Source organism: Roseomonas populi (genome assembly GCF_024594815.1).
Lineage (GTDB): Bacteria > Pseudomonadota > Alphaproteobacteria > Acetobacterales > Acetobacteraceae > Roseomonas > Roseomonas populi.
Window position 1 is genome coordinate 160,808 of the sequence record NZ_JANJOU010000009.1, and the last position, 14,929, is coordinate 175,736.

The 14,929-nt window shown below is 73.6% G+C and carries 13 protein-coding genes; 6 read left to right on the forward strand and 7 right to left on the reverse strand.

Annotated features, from left to right (window positions below; translation table 11 throughout):
• The first annotated feature begins 70 nt into the window (after window positions 1-70).
• Together NRP21_RS13065 and NRP21_RS13070 are read left to right on the forward strand one after the other, a co-directional pair.
• A complete protein-coding gene (locus NRP21_RS13065) occupies window positions 71-1,426 on the forward strand; it encodes an LLM class flavin-dependent oxidoreductase (protein ID WP_257716642.1) in 1,356 nt (451 codons plus the stop codon).
• A 14-nt stretch (window positions 1,427-1,440) separates the two neighbouring features.
• Complete coding sequence (locus NRP21_RS13070; protein ID WP_257716643.1) at window positions 1,441-2,418, forward strand: Bug family tripartite tricarboxylate transporter substrate binding protein; 978 nt, start codon at window positions 1,441-1,443, stop codon at window positions 2,416-2,418.
• 6 nt (window positions 2,419-2,424) lie between these two features.
• On the opposite strand, the gene NRP21_RS13075 is transcribed toward NRP21_RS13070, so the two are convergent.
• The 7 genes from NRP21_RS13075 to NRP21_RS13105 form a co-directional block, all read right to left on the reverse strand.
• Window positions 2,425-2,952, reverse strand: a complete 528-nt coding sequence (locus NRP21_RS13075; protein ID WP_257716644.1) for a HutD/Ves family protein — start codon at window positions 2,950-2,952, stop codon at window positions 2,425-2,427.
• 11 nt (window positions 2,953-2,963) lie between these two features.
• Window positions 2,964-4,733, reverse strand: a complete 1,770-nt coding sequence (locus NRP21_RS13080; protein ID WP_257716645.1) for an ABC transporter ATP-binding protein — start codon at window positions 4,731-4,733, stop codon at window positions 2,964-2,966.
• An 86-nt stretch (window positions 4,734-4,819) separates the two neighbouring features.
• Window positions 4,820-5,218, reverse strand: coding sequence for a DoxX family protein (locus NRP21_RS13085; RefSeq protein ID WP_257716646.1), 399 nt, complete (start codon window positions 5,216-5,218; stop codon window positions 4,820-4,822).
• A gap of 45 nt (window positions 5,219-5,263) precedes the next feature.
• The gene (locus NRP21_RS13090) at window positions 5,264-6,547 is read right to left on the reverse strand and encodes a CCA tRNA nucleotidyltransferase (RefSeq protein ID WP_257716647.1); all 1,284 of its coding nucleotides are present in this window, start codon (window positions 6,545-6,547) and stop codon (window positions 5,264-5,266) included.
• Complete coding sequence (locus NRP21_RS13095) at window positions 6,544-6,795, reverse strand: hypothetical protein (protein ID WP_257716648.1); 252 nt, start codon at window positions 6,793-6,795, stop codon at window positions 6,544-6,546. The genes NRP21_RS13090 and NRP21_RS13095 overlap by 4 nt, the downstream gene beginning before the upstream one ends.
• A 41-nt stretch (window positions 6,796-6,836) precedes the next feature.
• Window positions 6,837-7,439 (reverse strand): CoA pyrophosphatase, encoded by a 603-nt coding sequence (locus NRP21_RS13100; protein ID WP_257716649.1) that lies wholly within the window; start codon window positions 7,437-7,439, stop codon window positions 6,837-6,839.
• The gene (locus NRP21_RS13105) at window positions 7,436-8,083 is read right to left on the reverse strand and encodes a DUF1285 domain-containing protein (protein ID WP_332844178.1); all 648 of its coding nucleotides are present in this window, start codon (window positions 8,081-8,083) and stop codon (window positions 7,436-7,438) included. The genes NRP21_RS13100 and NRP21_RS13105 overlap by 4 nt, the downstream gene beginning before the upstream one ends.
• Before the next feature lie 117 nt (window positions 8,084-8,200).
• Between NRP21_RS13105 and NRP21_RS13110 the strand changes: the two genes are divergently transcribed.
• Genes NRP21_RS13110 through NRP21_RS13125 form a run of 4 tightly spaced genes read left to right on the forward strand, consistent with a single transcriptional unit; the run spans window position 8,201 to window position 14,927 of the window.
• A complete protein-coding gene (locus NRP21_RS13110) occupies window positions 8,201-9,217 on the forward strand; it encodes an AAA family ATPase (protein WP_257716651.1) in 1,017 nt (338 codons plus the stop codon).
• 25 nt (window positions 9,218-9,242) lie between these two features.
• Window positions 9,243-10,088: a DUF58 domain-containing protein gene (locus NRP21_RS13115; RefSeq protein ID WP_257716652.1), complete on the forward strand. Its 846-nt coding sequence runs from the start codon at window positions 9,243-9,245 to the stop codon at window positions 10,086-10,088.
• A 40-nt stretch (window positions 10,089-10,128) separates the two neighbouring features.
• Window positions 10,129-12,846 carry a DUF4159 domain-containing protein gene (locus tag NRP21_RS13120; protein WP_257716653.1) on the forward strand — a complete coding sequence of 906 codons (2,718 nt, stop codon included), beginning with the start codon at window positions 10,129-10,131 and terminating at the stop codon, window positions 12,844-12,846.
• On the forward strand, window positions 12,846-14,927 hold the full coding sequence (locus NRP21_RS13125; protein WP_257716654.1) for a glutamine amidotransferase: 2,082 nt from the start codon (window positions 12,846-12,848) through the stop codon (window positions 14,925-14,927). The genes NRP21_RS13120 and NRP21_RS13125 overlap by 1 nt, the downstream gene beginning before the upstream one ends.
• The last annotated feature ends 2 nt before the right edge of the window (window positions 14,928-14,929 follow it).

Here is a 14,929-nt window from a genome sequence, read left to right on the forward strand (position 1 = left end):
GGCGGCGCGAGACCGGCCATCGGGGTGGGCGTTCATCGTGGGCCTTGCAGCCCCCCGACCGGAACGTGCCATGACCGCCCCAACGCCCCGCCAGATCAGCCTCGGCCTCTTCCTGCTCTCCACCGGCCATCACATCGCGGGCTGGCGCCACCCGGATGCCTGGGCGGGGATGCCGATGGACGTCCGCGCCTATGCCGAGGTCGCCCGGCAGGCCGAGGCGGCGCGCTTCGACATGCTCTTCCTGGCCGACAACAACTGCGTGCCGCAGACCGATTGGCCCGCGGTGCGCCGCACGACGCGCGAGCACATCCTGGAGCCGATCTCGCTCCTCTCCGCACTGGCGATGGTGACGGAGCGGATCGGCCTCGTCGCCACAGGCTCCACCACCTATTCCGAGCCCTACCACACCGCCCGCAGCTTCGGGACGCTGGACCATGTCTCGGGCGGCCGGGCGGGGTGGAACATCGTCACCACCTCCAACGCCAATGAGGCCTGGAACTTCGGGCGGGAAAGCCACTTGGCCCATGGCGATCGCTACAAGCGCGCGGCCGAGTTCGTGGAGGTGACGAAGGGGCTGTGGGACAGCTTCGAGGACGACGCCTTCCTGAAGGACAAGGAGAGCGGCGTCTATTTCGATGCTGCGAAGCTGCGCGTGCTGGAGCACAAGGGCGAGCACTTCTCGGTCAAGGGCCCGCTGAACCTCTCCCGCCCGCCGCAGGGCTATCCCGTGCTGGTGCAGGCCGGCGGTTCCGATGCGGGGCGTGACCTGGCCGCGCGCACGGCGGAGGTGATCTTCTCCGTCAACCAGACCCTGCCGGAGGCGCAGGCCTTCTACGCCGACATCAAGGCGCGGCTCTCCGCCCATGGGCGGGACGCGGATTCGGTGAAGGTGATGCCCGGCCTCTTCCCCGTCGTCGGCCGCACGCGGGCGGAGGCAGAGGACCGGATGGCGGAGCTGCAACGCCTGCTTCACCCCGATGTTGGCCTCTCCATCCTCTCCTTCCTGACGGGCGGCTTCGACTTCTCGCCCTATGACGTGGACGGGCCGCTGCCGGATCTGCCGGACACGGATGTGGGCAAGGCGCGGCTGAAGGTGATCGCCGACCTCGCCCGGCGCGAGAACCTGACCATCCGCCAGCTCTACGAGCGCATCGCCGTCTCCCGCGGGCACCACATCGTCGTGGGCAGCGCGGAAGAAGTGGCCGACGACATGCAGCAATGGTTCGAGGAGCGCGGCGCGGACGGCTTCAACGTGATGCCCCCGACCTTCCCCGAGGGCTTCAGGGCCTTCTGCGAACTGGTGGTGCCGGAACTGCAGCGGCGCGGCCTGTTCCGCACCGCCTACACGGGGGCCACGCTCCGCGAGCATCTCGGCCTGCCCCGCCCCGCCCATGCGGCGCGCGGCACCGTGGCCCTTCCCGCCTGATCCCGGAGACGATCATGACCCATGCCCTGACCCGGCGGGCGGCCCTCAGCCTGCTTGCCGCCCCCGCGCTGCTGCGCGTGGCCAATGCCCAGGCTCCCTGGGCGCTGGACCATGCGGTGCGGATCATCGTGCCCTTCCCGCCGGGCGGCGGGCTGGACCTGGTGGGCCGCGTGCTGGCCGAGGTGGTCTCGCCCGCCCTGGGGCAGCCGGTCGTGGTGGACAACCGCGCGGGCGCGGCCGGCGCGCTGGGGATCGAGCAGGTGTTCCGCTCGGCGCCGGACGGCCACACGCTCGGCATCACCAGCGCCGGCAACATCACCATCGGCCCGCTGCTGCGCCGCAGCCCGCCCTATCCGCCGCTGGCGATGACGCATGTCTCCCGCCTGACGACGAGCCCGCTGATGCTGGTGGCCCGCAAGGACCTGCCCGTGGCGGACCTCGACGCCTTTCTCGCCTGGGCGCGCGCAAAACCGCAGGAGGTGCGCTTCGGCTCCGGCGGCGTCGGCTCCTCCCCGCACATGGCGCTGGAGCTGCTGAACATCCGCCTGGGCGCGACGATGCTGCACGTGCCCTATCGCGGCACCACGCCGCTGCTGACGGACCTTGCCGCGGGGCAGGTGGATGTGGGGTTCAGCGACGCCTCCGGCTGGCCGCTGGTGCAGCAGGGCGCGCTCCGCCTCCTCGCCGTCTCCACGGCGGAGCCCTGGGCGCGCAGCGCGGGGACGCCCACGCTGGATAGCCGGGTGGGCGACTTCAACGTCAGCAACTGGTACGGGCTCGTCGCCCCGCCGGGCCTGCCCGCGCCGGTCCTGGCCCGGTGGGAGGCCGAGACGGCGAAGGCGCTGGCGACACAGCGCGTGAGGGACGCCTATGAGGGCTCGGGCTTCACGCCGTCGCCGCTGCCCGAGGCGGAGTTCAAGCCCTTCCTGGAGCGCGAGATCGCGCTGTGGAAGAGCGTGATCGAGACGGCGAAGATCGAGCCCGAGGGCTGAGGCGCTTCAGCCCAGTTCCACGAGGAGGACGATCGCCGGCCCGTCCGCCGCCACCGCGGCGCCGGGCTGCATCATCGTGTCGCCGGCCTCCAGCCGCGCATCGCCGATCCGCACCGCGCCCCTGGCACAGTAAAGTGCCAGCGCGCCGGCGGGCGGCACCAATCCCTGTCCTGCCGCCAAGCCCCGCACGGCCACGCGCGGCTCAAAGCGCCCGCGCCCGACGATGAGGTTGAAGGCGCGGGCCGCGCCGCCGCTCGGCTCGTAGTGGCAGGGCACGTCGCCAGGAAAGCCCGCGGGCACGAAGGGCAGGCAGGGCAGCGGCGGCCGGTCGGCGAAGGAGAGCGTCGCGCCCTCCCCCTCGATCAGCGTGAAGACGCGATCCTGCCCGGGAAAGTGGGAGAAGGCGGCAGCCGTGCCGAGATCGGCGACGGCGATCGTCCAACCCTCGCCAGAGGCGATCTCGCGCGAGATGCCGAGCCCGTTCACCCAGGGGCGCGGCTCCAGCGCGGCGTAGCGGATGGCGGTCTGCGGCATCTCTCTTCCCTTTAGGCGGTCGCGAAGGCCTGGGCGCGGACCAGCCCGGCATAGAGGCCACCCGCCGCCAGAAGCTCCGCATGGGTCCCGGATTCGGCCACTCGGCCGGCCTCCATCACCACGATCAGGTCGGCGTCCCGCACGGTGGAGAGGCGGTGCGCCACCACCAGCGTGGTGCGGCCCGCGCGCAGCCTCGCAAGTGCGGCCTGCACCGCCGCCTCGCTCGCCGTGTCCAGCGCGCTCGTCGCCTCGTCCAGCAGCAGCACGCGCGGGTTCCGCAGCAGGGCGCGGGCGAGGGAGATGCGCTGCCTCTGCCCGCCCGAGAGCCGCGCGCCACCGGGGCCGAGCACCGTGCCGTAACCTTCCGGCAGCACCGTGATGAAGTCGTGCGCGGCTGCGGCGCGGGCGGCGTCCTCCACCTGCGCCGCCGTGGCGCCGGGGCGGCCGCAGGCGATGTTGGCCAGCGCCGTGTCGTCGAACACCACCGCGTCCTGGCCGACATAGGCGATGGCGTCGCGCAGGCTCTCCAGCGAGACGTCGCGCAGGTCCGCGCCGTCCATCGTCACGCGCCCGGCGGTGGGATCGTAGAGGCGCGGCACCAGGGCCAGCGCCGTGGACTTGCCCGCGCCCGATGGGCCGACGAGCGCGACGGTGCGGCCCGGTTCCGCGGTGAAGGTCACGCCATCCAGCGCCACGCGGCCGTCCTCATAGGCGAAGCGCACATCCTCAAAGGCCACGCGGCCATGGCCGGGCGGCAGGGCGGGGGCGCCGGGGCGGTCCTCGACGTGACGCGGGGCGTCGATCACGGCGTTGACGCGGGACAGCCCGGCCAGCCCTTCCTGCAAGGCCGCGTTCAGGCTGCCCAGCGCGCGCACGGGGCGGGATGCGATGAGAAGCGCGGCGACGAAGCCGGTGAACTCGCCCACCGTCCCCTCCCCCTGGGACACCCGCCAGCCGACGAGGGCGAGGATGGCGGCCACGGCCACGCCGCCGATCGCCTCCAGCATCGGGTCCAGGCTCGCGCGGGTGCGGGCAATGGAGAGCAGGCTGGCGCGCAGGTTGGCGAAGAGCCGCGCGGCCCGCGCCTCCTCCGCCGCTTCCAACCGGTAGGTGCGGACCACGCGGGCGGCGGCGAAGCTCTCCGTCAGCGTCGCCGCAGCCTCCCCCACCCGCTCCTGCATGCCGCCGGAGGCGCGGCGTATGCGCTTGCCCAGACGCAGGATCGGCACCACCGCGACGGGGTAGAGCAGCGCCGCCACCAGCGACATCTTCCAGTCCAGCCAGACCATGGAGGCAACGAGGCCCACCACCGTCAACACGTCCGCCACGGCATTGATGGCCTTGGTCAGCGCTTCCCGGATAGCGGCGGCATCGGCGGTGAAGCGGGCCGCGTGGCGGGCGGGGGCTTCCCGCGAGACGGCGGCGAAGTCGGCGTGGGTCAGCGCGCGGAAGAGGCGGTTCTGCAGCCCCTCGATCACCCGCAGCACGGTGGACTGGATGGAGACGGCCTGCCCGTACTGCGCCAGCGCCTTGGCGACCGTCAGCGCGATGATGGCGGGCGGCATGGCCCAGACGATCCGCTGGTCCCCGGCGGCAAACAGGTCGAAGGCCTGCTGGATCACCACGGGGTAGAGGGCGGTGAGCCCGGCCACGAGGCCGGTGCAGAGCAGGGCGATGAGGATCCGGCGGGGATGGTGCCGCACCTCCTCCCGCCAGAGGCGGAGGATCAGCGCGCGGCTCGCCTCGGGGTCGATCCGCCGGGACTTGGAAGGGGAGGCCATGGGCGGGCGGTTAGCGCAGGGGACCCGCCCATGGCCAGTGGACGCGAGGGGCCGGGACGGAAGGAGGCTCCGCCCCGGCGGCCAGGTCAGGCCTTGTTACGGGCCGCGTCCACGCTCCAGGGGCCGGGGCCCGCGAAGACGAGGTAGAGGAAGATGAAGCAGTAGAGGATGGCCGCGTCGCCGCCGTTCAGCGTGGGGTAGAAGTTCCGGGGGAAGTGGAACATCCAGTAGGCCACCGCCATCTCGCCGGAGAGGATGAAGGCGACCGGGCGGGTGAAGGCGCCGATCAGCAGCAGGATGCCGCCTACCAGCTCCAGGATCGCGCCGATGCCGTAGAGCGACATGATCGGTGGCAGGTTGCCGCCCATCGGCGGCCCGGGAAAGGCGAAGAGCTTCTGCGTGCCGTGCAGCAGGAAGATCAGCGCCGCGACGATCCGGAGTACGGAAAGAACGCGGGGGGCCCAGACGATCAGGGCAGGAGACATGGCGAACCTCGGATTCGGGTTATGAATGATGCGTAACCCGAAGGATCACATTTTCGGAAGCGTCTTCGTGTGAATGGCCTTCATCATTTCTGCCAATTGTCGCCGGCACGCATCGGCGTCCGCTGTGCAGCCATCTTCCATCCACCAGCGGCGCGTTTCGGCCAGGAGCCGTCCCATCTCAGGGCCGGGTTTCACCCCCAGCGCCAGCGCATCCCGCCCCTGCAGGGGAAAGGTGGGAATCGGCAGGGCGGCCAGCCGCGCCCGGAAACGATCCCAGGCAGGATCATCCGGCCCCTGCCAGCCCCAGGCGCGGTTCACCGCCTGCCGCAGCCAGGCAGCGTCCAGCAGCCGGTCGCGTGGTTGATCGGCCAGCAGGCGGCGCAGCGCGTCGTCATCCGGCCCGCCCACCGCAATGGCGGGCTGGATCGGCAGGATGTCGTGCCCGGCGCGGTAGCGGGCCACCAGCCGCGCCACCTCCTCGCCCGAAGCTTTCAGGCGCCGAGCGGCCTCGGCGGCGCCATGGGTCAGCAGGGCATCGAATCGCAGCATTGGATCTGCCGGGGCGCCGATGGCCGCCAGGGCGCCCAGCACGCCGGGGGCGCCGAGCGTGGCGGGGCCGAGCACGGTGGGCAGCACGCCGGTGGCCTCCATCAGCGCCACGGCCTCTGCCGGGTCCGGCGCGGCGAGGAGGCGCTTCAGCTCCATCCAGATCCGCTCCACCGAGAGGCGGGAGAGGAAGGGCACGGCGCCGCGGATGGCCTCCACCGCCGCCGGATCGGGATCGCCGCGCCCGTAGCGGGCCTGGAAGCGGAAGTAGCGGAGGGCGCGGAGATGGTCCTCTGCCAGCCGCGTCGCGGGGTCGCCCACGAAGCGCACCCGCCCGGCTTCCAGATCGGCACGCCCGCCGAAATAGTCCCACAGCTCGCCCTCGGCCGAGAGGGAGAGGGCATTCATGGTGAAGTCCCGCCGCGCCGCGTCCTCCCGCCAGCTGGTGGTCCACGCCACCACGGCGTGGCGGCCATCCGTCACCACGTCCCGGCGCAGGCTCGTTACCTCCACGGGCTGGCCGGCCAGGACGGCGGTGACGGTGCCGTGGGCCAGCCCCGTCTCATGGACCCGCAGCCCGGCGGCCGTCAGGCGGGCCGCGATCTCCTCCGGCGGGAAGGGCGCGGCCACGTCCACATCGGCCACGGGGCGGCCGGCCAGTACGTCGCGCACCGCCCCGCCCACGGCGCGGCCGCCCGGCAGGGCCGCCAGCACGGCGGCGGGGGCGGGATCGGCCAGGATAGCGGGGGGAGCGATCCGCGCGACGGGTAGATCGTCGCTCACGGCGCGCGCGCGGGCGGCACGGGGCGGGCGGGGCCGTCCGCCTCGAGGCGCGGGGGGACGTAGAGGGTGGTCGGGCTCTCCCCGCGAGACAGCCCGTAGATGATCGCCCCGCCGATCGCGATGACGAGCCCCACCACGGCCAGGGCGATGACGTGCGCCCCCACGGCCCGGCCGGGATTGAAGCGCAGCCACAGCGCGTAGAGGGCGAAGGGCGCGAGGAAGAGGATCGCCTCGGCGAGATAGGGCATGGGCGGCCTTTATGCCGCCGGGCGGGGCGCGCCGGTAGGGCTCAGTCCCGCAGCGCCAGCGCCAGGCTCCGCAGCATGCTCGCCGTCGCGCCCCAGATGGTCTGGGTTTCGTGCGGCCACTGCCAGTAATGGCGCGTGCGGCCGGCGAACACGCCGCTGCGCTGCTCCGGCCCGGCAGGGTCCAGCAGCCGGGCCAGCGGGTACTCGAAAATCTCCGCCACCTCGTCCGGGGAAGGAGTGAGGGTCACGGGCGGGTCCAGCAGGGCCACCACGGGGATTACGTGGAAGCCGGTACCCGTCACCATCGCGGGAAGACGCCCGGCCAGGCGCGGCAGGCGGGGGTCCAGCCCCACCTCCTCCGCCGCCTCGCGCAGGGCCGCGGCCTCGGGCGTCTCGCCCGGCTCGATCCGGCCGCCGGGGAAGGCCACCTGCCCGGCATGGGAGGAAAGGGTGGCGGCGCGCTGGGTCAGCAGCACCGTCGGCGCCTCGTGCAGCAGGATCGGCACCAGCACGGCGGAGCGGCGGTGCCCCACCGGCGGCTGCACGTCCCCCTCCGCACGGGCCAGGCGGGCGGGGTCGGCCAGGCGAGCCTCAACCTCGGCCGGGTCGAGGCCCGGCAGGAGCACGGGAAGCGCGTCGGTCACGCCAACTCGTCGTCCAGTTCCTCGAGGTCCTCGGGCAGGTCGTCGGGGGCCGGGCTGTCGTCGATGATGAAGAAGACGCCCTGGCTCCACACGCCCATTACCTCGCGCCCATCCACCGTTTCCGGCTGGGCCAGTGCCACCAGCTCGTAGAAGACGGGGCGGCTGATCCGGGCCTCCAGGCCCGGGCGGACGGTGATGTAGGGCCGGGGCTCCCGGGTAACGGGATCGATCTCCACCCGGATGGGGTGGTTCTCGTCGGCCGAAACCATCTCATCCAGATTGGTGCGGAAGGTCAGGCACTGACGCGCGGGCGGCTTGCGGGTGCCCGCTCCCGTCTCGCAGGCGCCCTCGCCGCAGCAATGGCCCCAGGTCAGCTCCACGGCCACGAAGGGGGCATCCTCGACCTCGATCCGCCCGCGCTCCGCGGGGGTCTCCAGCCAGTAGCTGCCGTCCTCCTCCCTCTTCAGCACGGTGGCGAAGAGACAGACCAGTTCCTTCCGGCCGATCGGGCTGCCCTGGTAGTACCAGGTGCCGTCCCGGGCGATCCGCATGCGGAAATCGCCGCATATCGTGCGGGGCGAGCGAGCTATCGGGGGCATTTCTGCTTTCCGGCCTTGCGTAACGTCATGCATCCCCAGCGCCATGTGACTTCCTCCGCGCCATCGAAGGGCCCTACCCTCCCTATTCACCGTCCCGCCTCCATCTTCAGAAGGGGCGGAGGTCAGGGCGTTACCGTCCAGCCATATGAGAAGGGGCCACGCATGGTTGAAGTGCCCGGCGTCACGGAAGTGACAGGTGATGCCGAAAGGCTGCTACGGGAAGCCGAGGCCCTTTCCGCCCGCCTCGCCCGGGTGCGGGCGGCGGTGGGCCAGGTGATCCTGGGGCAGGAGGAGGTGGTGGAGCAGGCGCTCGTCACCCTCCTGGCCGGCGGGCACATGCTGCTGGTGGGCGTGCCCGGCCTGGGCAAGACGAAGCTGGTGGAGACGCTGGGCACGGTGATGGGGCTGGATGCCCGCCGCGTGCAGTTCACCCCGGACCTCATGCCCTCCGACATTCTCGGCTCCGAGGTGCTGGAGGAGGCCGAGGGAGGCCGCCGCGCCTTCCGCTTCCTGCGCGGTCCGGTTTTCTGCCAGCTGCTGATGGCGGACGAGATCAACCGCGCTTCCCCCCGCACCCAGTCCGCGCTGCTGCAGGCCATGCAGGAGCGGCGCGTGGCCGTAGGCGGCGAGGTGCTGGACCTGCCCGCCCCCTTCCACGTGCTGGCCACCCAGAACCCGATCGAGCAGGAGGGCACCTACCCCCTGCCCGAGGCCCAGCTGGACCGCTTCCTGCTGGAGATCGAGATCGGCTACCCCGACGAGGCGGCCGAGCGCGCCATGCTGCTGGCCACCACCGGCGCCACCGAGGCCCGGCCGGAGGCGGCGCTGACGGCGGCGGAGCTGATGGCCGCGCAATCCCTGATCCGCCGCCTGCCGGTGGGCGAGGCGGTGCTGGACGCCATCCTGCGGCTGGTGCGCGGGGCCCGGCCCGATACCGCGACGCTTCCCGCCGTGAGAGAGCACCTGTCCTGGGGCCCCGGTCCCCGCGCCGCCCAGGCGCTGATGCTGGCTACCCGCGCCCGCGCCGTGCTGGACGGCCGCCTTTCCCCGAGCGTGGAGGACGTGATCGCGCTGGCTGAGCCGATCCTGCGCCATCGCATGGCGCTGGGCTTCGCTGCCCGGGCCGACGGCATCCGGCTCTCCGAGGTGATCGGCGCGCTGAAGGCCGATCTTGGCTGAGGGGGGGCCGCTTCCCCGCGGAGGTTTGCCCCTCAGGGCCGAGGCCGCCGCCGCCCGGCTGCCGCCCCTGGTGGTGGCCGCGGAACGCGTGGCCGCCACGGTGATGCAGGGCGTCCATGGCCGCCGCCGCGCCGGGCAGGGCGACAGCTTCTGGCAGTTCCGCCCCTATTTGCCCGGCGACGACGCCGCGCGGGTGGACTGGCGGCAGAGCGCCAAGTCTGACCGGCTCTACCTGCGGGAGACGGAGTGGGAATCCGCCCAGACCGTGGCGCTGTGGCGGGATGCCGGGCCAGGCATGGACTGGTCCGGCCATCCTTCCCGCGCCACCAAGAGGGCGCGGGCGGACCTGTTGCTGCTGGCCCTCTCCTCCCTGCTGCTGCGGGGCGGGGAGCGCGTGCGGCTGCTGGGCGGGGGGCGCGGGCTTTCCGGCCGGGGCGCCCTGCCGGCGCTGGCGGTGCGGCTGGAGGGACAGTCCGGCCCGCCCGCCGAGAACCTGCCCGTCCGCCATGCCCGCGCCGTGCTGTTCGGCGACTTCCTCGCCCCCCTGCCGGATCTGCGTGCCGCCCTGGCGCCGCTCGCCGCCGCCGGGCTGCGCGCCACGCTGGTGGTGCTGATGGACCCGGCGGAGGAGACCCTGCCCTATGGCGGCCGCGTGCAGTTCGAGCCGCTGGACGGCACCGATCCCGCGCTGGTGCCGCGGGTGGAGGGCATCCGCGGCCTCTACGAGGAGCGTCTCGCCGCGCATCGTGAAGGCGCCTCGGCCCTGGCCGCCTCCTTCGGCTTCAGAATGTTGTCGCACCGCACGGACCATCCGCCGGAAGCTGCGCTGATGGCGCTCTGGCAGGCCCTGGCCCCGCAGGGGGCCCGATGACCCGGGAAAGGGCTGGGGACACGATGCACGAAAGGCGTTCATGACCGGCGCCCTCTCCTTCGCCGCGCCCTGGCTGCTGGTGGCGCTGGCCGCCCTTCCCGCCCTCTGGTGGCTGCTTCGCGTCACGCCGCCCACGCCGCGCACCCAGTCCTTCCCCCCTTCCCGCTTCCTGCGGGACCTGCCGGCGGTGGAGGAGACTCCCGCGCGCACGCCCTGGTGGCTGCTGCTGCTGCGGCTGCTTGCGGCGGCGCTGATCATCCTCGGGCTCGCGCGCCCCGTTTGGAACGCGGCGCAGGGCGATCCGGGGGACCAGCCGCTGCTGATCGTGGTGGATGACGGCTGGGCCTCAGCCTCCGACTGGCCGGACCGCATGGCTGCGGCGGGCGCCGCGCTGGACGCTGCCGCCCGCGCTGCGCGGCGCGTGGCGATCCTTTCCACCAGCCCCACCGCCACCGGCGAGGCCCCGCGCCCGACGGGGTGGATGCCGGCCGAGGAGGCGCGCGCCCGGCTGGCTGCGCTGCGGCCGCACCCCTGGGCGCCGGACCGCCCGGCGGCGCTGGAAGCCTTGCGGTCCTGGCGCAACGGTGCATTCGCCAGCCTCTATGTCAGCGACGGCTTGGCCCATGCGGGGAATGACGGCGCGGCGCTGATGGCGGCGCTGGCCGATGCCGGGCCCCTGCAGGTGGCGCTCGGCGCGCCGGGCACGGCCCGTGTGCTGCTGCCGCCGCGCGCGGAGGCGGACCGGCTCGTGCTCGGCCTGCGGCGGGCGCCCGGCGGCCCGGCGGGCGAGGCGGCGGTGCTGGCGATGACGCCGGACGGGCGCACCCTTGGCCGCGCCACCCTGGCCCTGGCCGCTGGCGCTACGGAGGTGGAAGGCGCACTGGAGCTGCCGGTAGAGATCCGCAACAGCGTGACGCAATTGGCCCTGGAGGGAGCGTCAGCGGGCGCGCCTCCCGGCGCCGCCGGCGTGGTGCTGCTGGACGAGCGCTTCCGCCGCCGCCCCGTGGGGCTGCTGGCGGCGCAGGAGGAAGCGGCGGACACACCCCTGACCGGCTCGCTCTACTACCTGGACCGCGCCCTCTCCCCATTCGCGGAGGTGCGGCGCGGCACGCTGGAGACGCTGCTCTCGCGCCGCCTTGCCGTGCTGGTGCTGGCCGACCGGCCGCTGGCCGAAGGGGCGGAGACGGAGGCGGTGACGCGCTTCGTGGAGGGCGGCGGGCTGCTGCTGCGCTTCGCCGGGCCGCGGCTGGCGGAGAAGGGCGACGCGCTGCTGCCCGTGCCGCTGCGCGCGGGGGAGCGGGCGCTGGGCAGCGCGCTTTCCTGGGAACGGCCGCAGACGCTGGCCCCCTTCGCCGAAGGCAGCCCCTTCGCCGGGCTGACTCCGCCGGCCGAGGTGACCGTCACCACACAGGTTCTCGCCGAGCCGGTTCCCCGGCTGGCGGAGCGGAGCTGGGCGCGGCTGTCCGACGGCACGCCGCTCGTCACCTTCGAGAACCGGGGACAGGGGCGGATCGTGTTGTTCCACGTCACGGCCAATGCCGACTGGTCCAACCTGCCGCTCTCCGGCCTCTACATCGACATGCTCCGGCGCATCGTGGCCCTCTCCTCCGGCGTGGCCGGTTCCGAGGGAGAGGCGCCCCTGGCGCCGGTGGAGACGCTGGACGGCTTCGGCCGTCTGGGTGCCCCGCCCCCTGCCGCAGGCCCGATCCTTGCCGCGCGGCTGGATTCCACCACGCCCGGCCCGCGCCACCCGCCGGGCTGGTACGGCACCCCCGGCGAGGGCGGGGAGCGGCGGGCGCTGAATCTCTCGGCCCACCTGCCCGCCCCGGCCCCCGCGGCAGCACCGCCTTCCGGAGCGCGGGAGACGCGGATCGGCGGCGTGCCGGTGGAGAGGGACCTCGGCCCCTGGTTGCTCGCCGCGGCGCTGGTGCTGCTGGCGGCGGACCTGCTGCTGTCCCTGCAAAGCCGCGGGCTGGGGCTGCGCGCCCGCGCCGCCCTCCTTGCGCTCGCGATCCTCACGCCGGGGATGGCCCAGGCCCAGGCTCCGCCGCAGGATGGCGCGGCGGCGCTGGCGACGCGGCTGGCCTATGTCGTCACCGGCGACACGGCGACGGACGACGTTTCCCGCCAGGGACTGGTGGGCCTTTCCGAGTACGTGAACCGCCGCACCGCCGCGAACCTCGCCGAGCCCGTCGCGCTGCGGCCGGGGGTGGACGACCTCTCCCTCTATCCCCTGCTGCTCTGGGTGGTGCTGCCGGACGCGGCGGCGCCGGACGCGCGGGCGGTGGAGGCGCTGAACGCCTTCATGCGGAACGGCGGTATCATCCTCTTCGATACGCGCAACGAGGGCTCTGGCGAGGGCGTCTCGCTGGGCGCGGACGCTGCGCTGCGCCGGCTAACCTCGCGGCTGCAGGTGCCCCCGCTGGCGCCGCTGCCGGAAGACCATGTCCTGAAGCGCGCCTTCTACCTGCTGCCGGACCTGCCCGGCCGCTACGCCGGCGGCCCTGTATGGGTGGCGCGGGACACGGACCGAGCGAATGACAGCGTCTCTCCCGTCATCATCGGCGGGCACGACTGGGCTTCCGCCTGGGCGGTGGATGCGCGGGGGAGCAACCCCTACGCGGTGATCCCCGGTGGGGCGCGGCAGCGGACGCTGGCCTACCGCTTTGGCGTCAACCTCGTGATCTACGCGCTGACCGGCAACTACAAGGGCGACCAGGTGCACGTGCCCGCCATCCTCGAGAGGCTGGGGAACTGATGGTCCGCTCCCTCTCCTCCATCGATTTCGCGCCCGTCCTTCCGGCCTGGCTCGTCGTCGCGCTCGCCGTGCTGGCGGTGCTGGCGCTGGTGCCGGCCCTGTGGCGGCGCGCGCGCGGGGCCGGGTGGCGGGCCCTGGCCTTCCTGCTCATCCTCGGCGCCATCGCCAATCCCCGGCTGGTGCAGCAGACGCGGGAGGTGCGGCCGGACATCGCCCTTCTCGCGGTGGACAGCAGCGCCTCCACCACCGTGGCGGGGCGCGAGGCCGCGATCGCCGCGGCGCGGGCGCAGATCGAGGCCCGCCTCGGCCGCCTGCCGGACCTGGAGATCCGCACCGTGGTGGCGGAGGAGGGCGGCAACCAGGGCACGCGCCTTTTCGCCGCGATCGAGCGCGGCCTAGCCGACATTTCCCGCGCAAGGCTGGCGGGCATCGTCGCCCTCACCGACGGGCAGGTGCACGACGTGCCCGCGAACTTCCCCGCCGAGGCGCCGCTGCACCTGCTGCTGCCCGGCCGCGCGGGCGAGGTGGACCGGCGCCTGCGGGTGATCGAGGCGCCGGGCTTCGGCATCGTCGGCCGCGGCGTGGAGATGCGCGTGGTGGTCGAGGACCTGGGCGCGCCCGCCTCCGACACGCCCGTGCGGCTCTCCATCCGGCGCGACGGCGGCGCCCCGCGCACGGAGAGCGTGGTGCCCGGGCGCGAGCACCGCATCGCCCTGCCGATCGAGCGCGGCGGGCCGAGCGTGATCGAGATCACCGCGGAGGAACGGCCGGGCGAGGTCTCCGCGCTGAACAACCGCGCCATCGTCACCGTGAACGGCGTGCGGGACCGGCTGCGCGTGCTGCTGGTCTCCGGCGAGCCGCATGCGGGGGAACGCACCTGGCGGCGGCTGCTGAAGGCGGACCCGAACGTCGATCTCGTCCACTTCACCATCCTTCGCCCGCCGGAGAAGGACGACCTGACGCCGCTGAACGAGCTGGCGCTGATCGCCTTCCCCGTGCGGGAGCTGTTCCAGCTGAAGCTGCGCGAGTTCGACCTGATCGTCTTCGACCGCTTCTCCAACCGCGGCATCCTGCCGCCGCAGTACCTCCGCAACATCGCGGACCATGTGCGCCAGGGCGGCGCGTTGCTGATGTCTGTGGGGCCGGAATTCACTGGCGCGGCCTCTCTCGCCAATACGCCGCTGGGGCAGGTGCTGCCGGCGCGTCCCCTGCCCGGCAGCGCGGCGCTGCTGGAAACGCCGTTCCGCGCCCAGGTGAGCGAGACGGGGCTGCGCCACCCCGTGACGGAGGGGCTGACGGGCGCCAACGCGAACGCCGCCGCGCAGGCGAACTGGGGCCGGTGGTACCGGATGCTGCGGGCCGAGCCGCGCAGCGGCGCCAACATCATGAACGGGCCGGACGGCAATCCCCTGCTGCTGATGGACCGCGTGGGCGAAGGGCGCGTGGCGCTGCTGCTGTCGGACCAGATCTGGCTCTGGTCGCGTGGGCACGATGGCGGCGGGCCGCAGGCGGAACTCCTGCGCCGCATCGCCCATTGGCTGATGCGCGAGCCGGAGCTGGAGGAGGAGGACCTGACGGCGGCCATCACGCAGGGCCGCCTGACGGTGACGCGCCGCAGCCTCTCCGACGCGCCGCCGCCGGAGATCACGGTCACGGCGCCGGACGGCACGGTCAGCCGCCACGCGCCGGAGCGGCGCGACGGCGGGCGCGCGGTGGTGGAGGTGCCGGCAACCTCGCCCGGCGTCTGGTCCGCCACCGACGGCACCCGCACCGCCTTCGCCGCCGCCGAGGCCGCGAACCCACCGGAGGTGGCCGATCTGCGCGCCGATCCCGGGCGGATGGGCAACCTGGTCCAGGCCAGCGGCGGCGCGGCGCGCTGGATCGGCGACGGCTCGGCCCTGCCGGACATCCGCCGCGTCTCCATGGGGCGCGACGCCAGCGGCCCCGGCTGGATCGGGCTGGTGCGGCGGGAGGACCATACGGTAACCGGCATTTCCGCCCTGCCGCTGCTACCGCCCTGGCTGGCGCTGCTGCTGGTGCTCGGGGTGGCCGTGGTGGCGTGGCGGCGGGAGGGGCGGTAGGG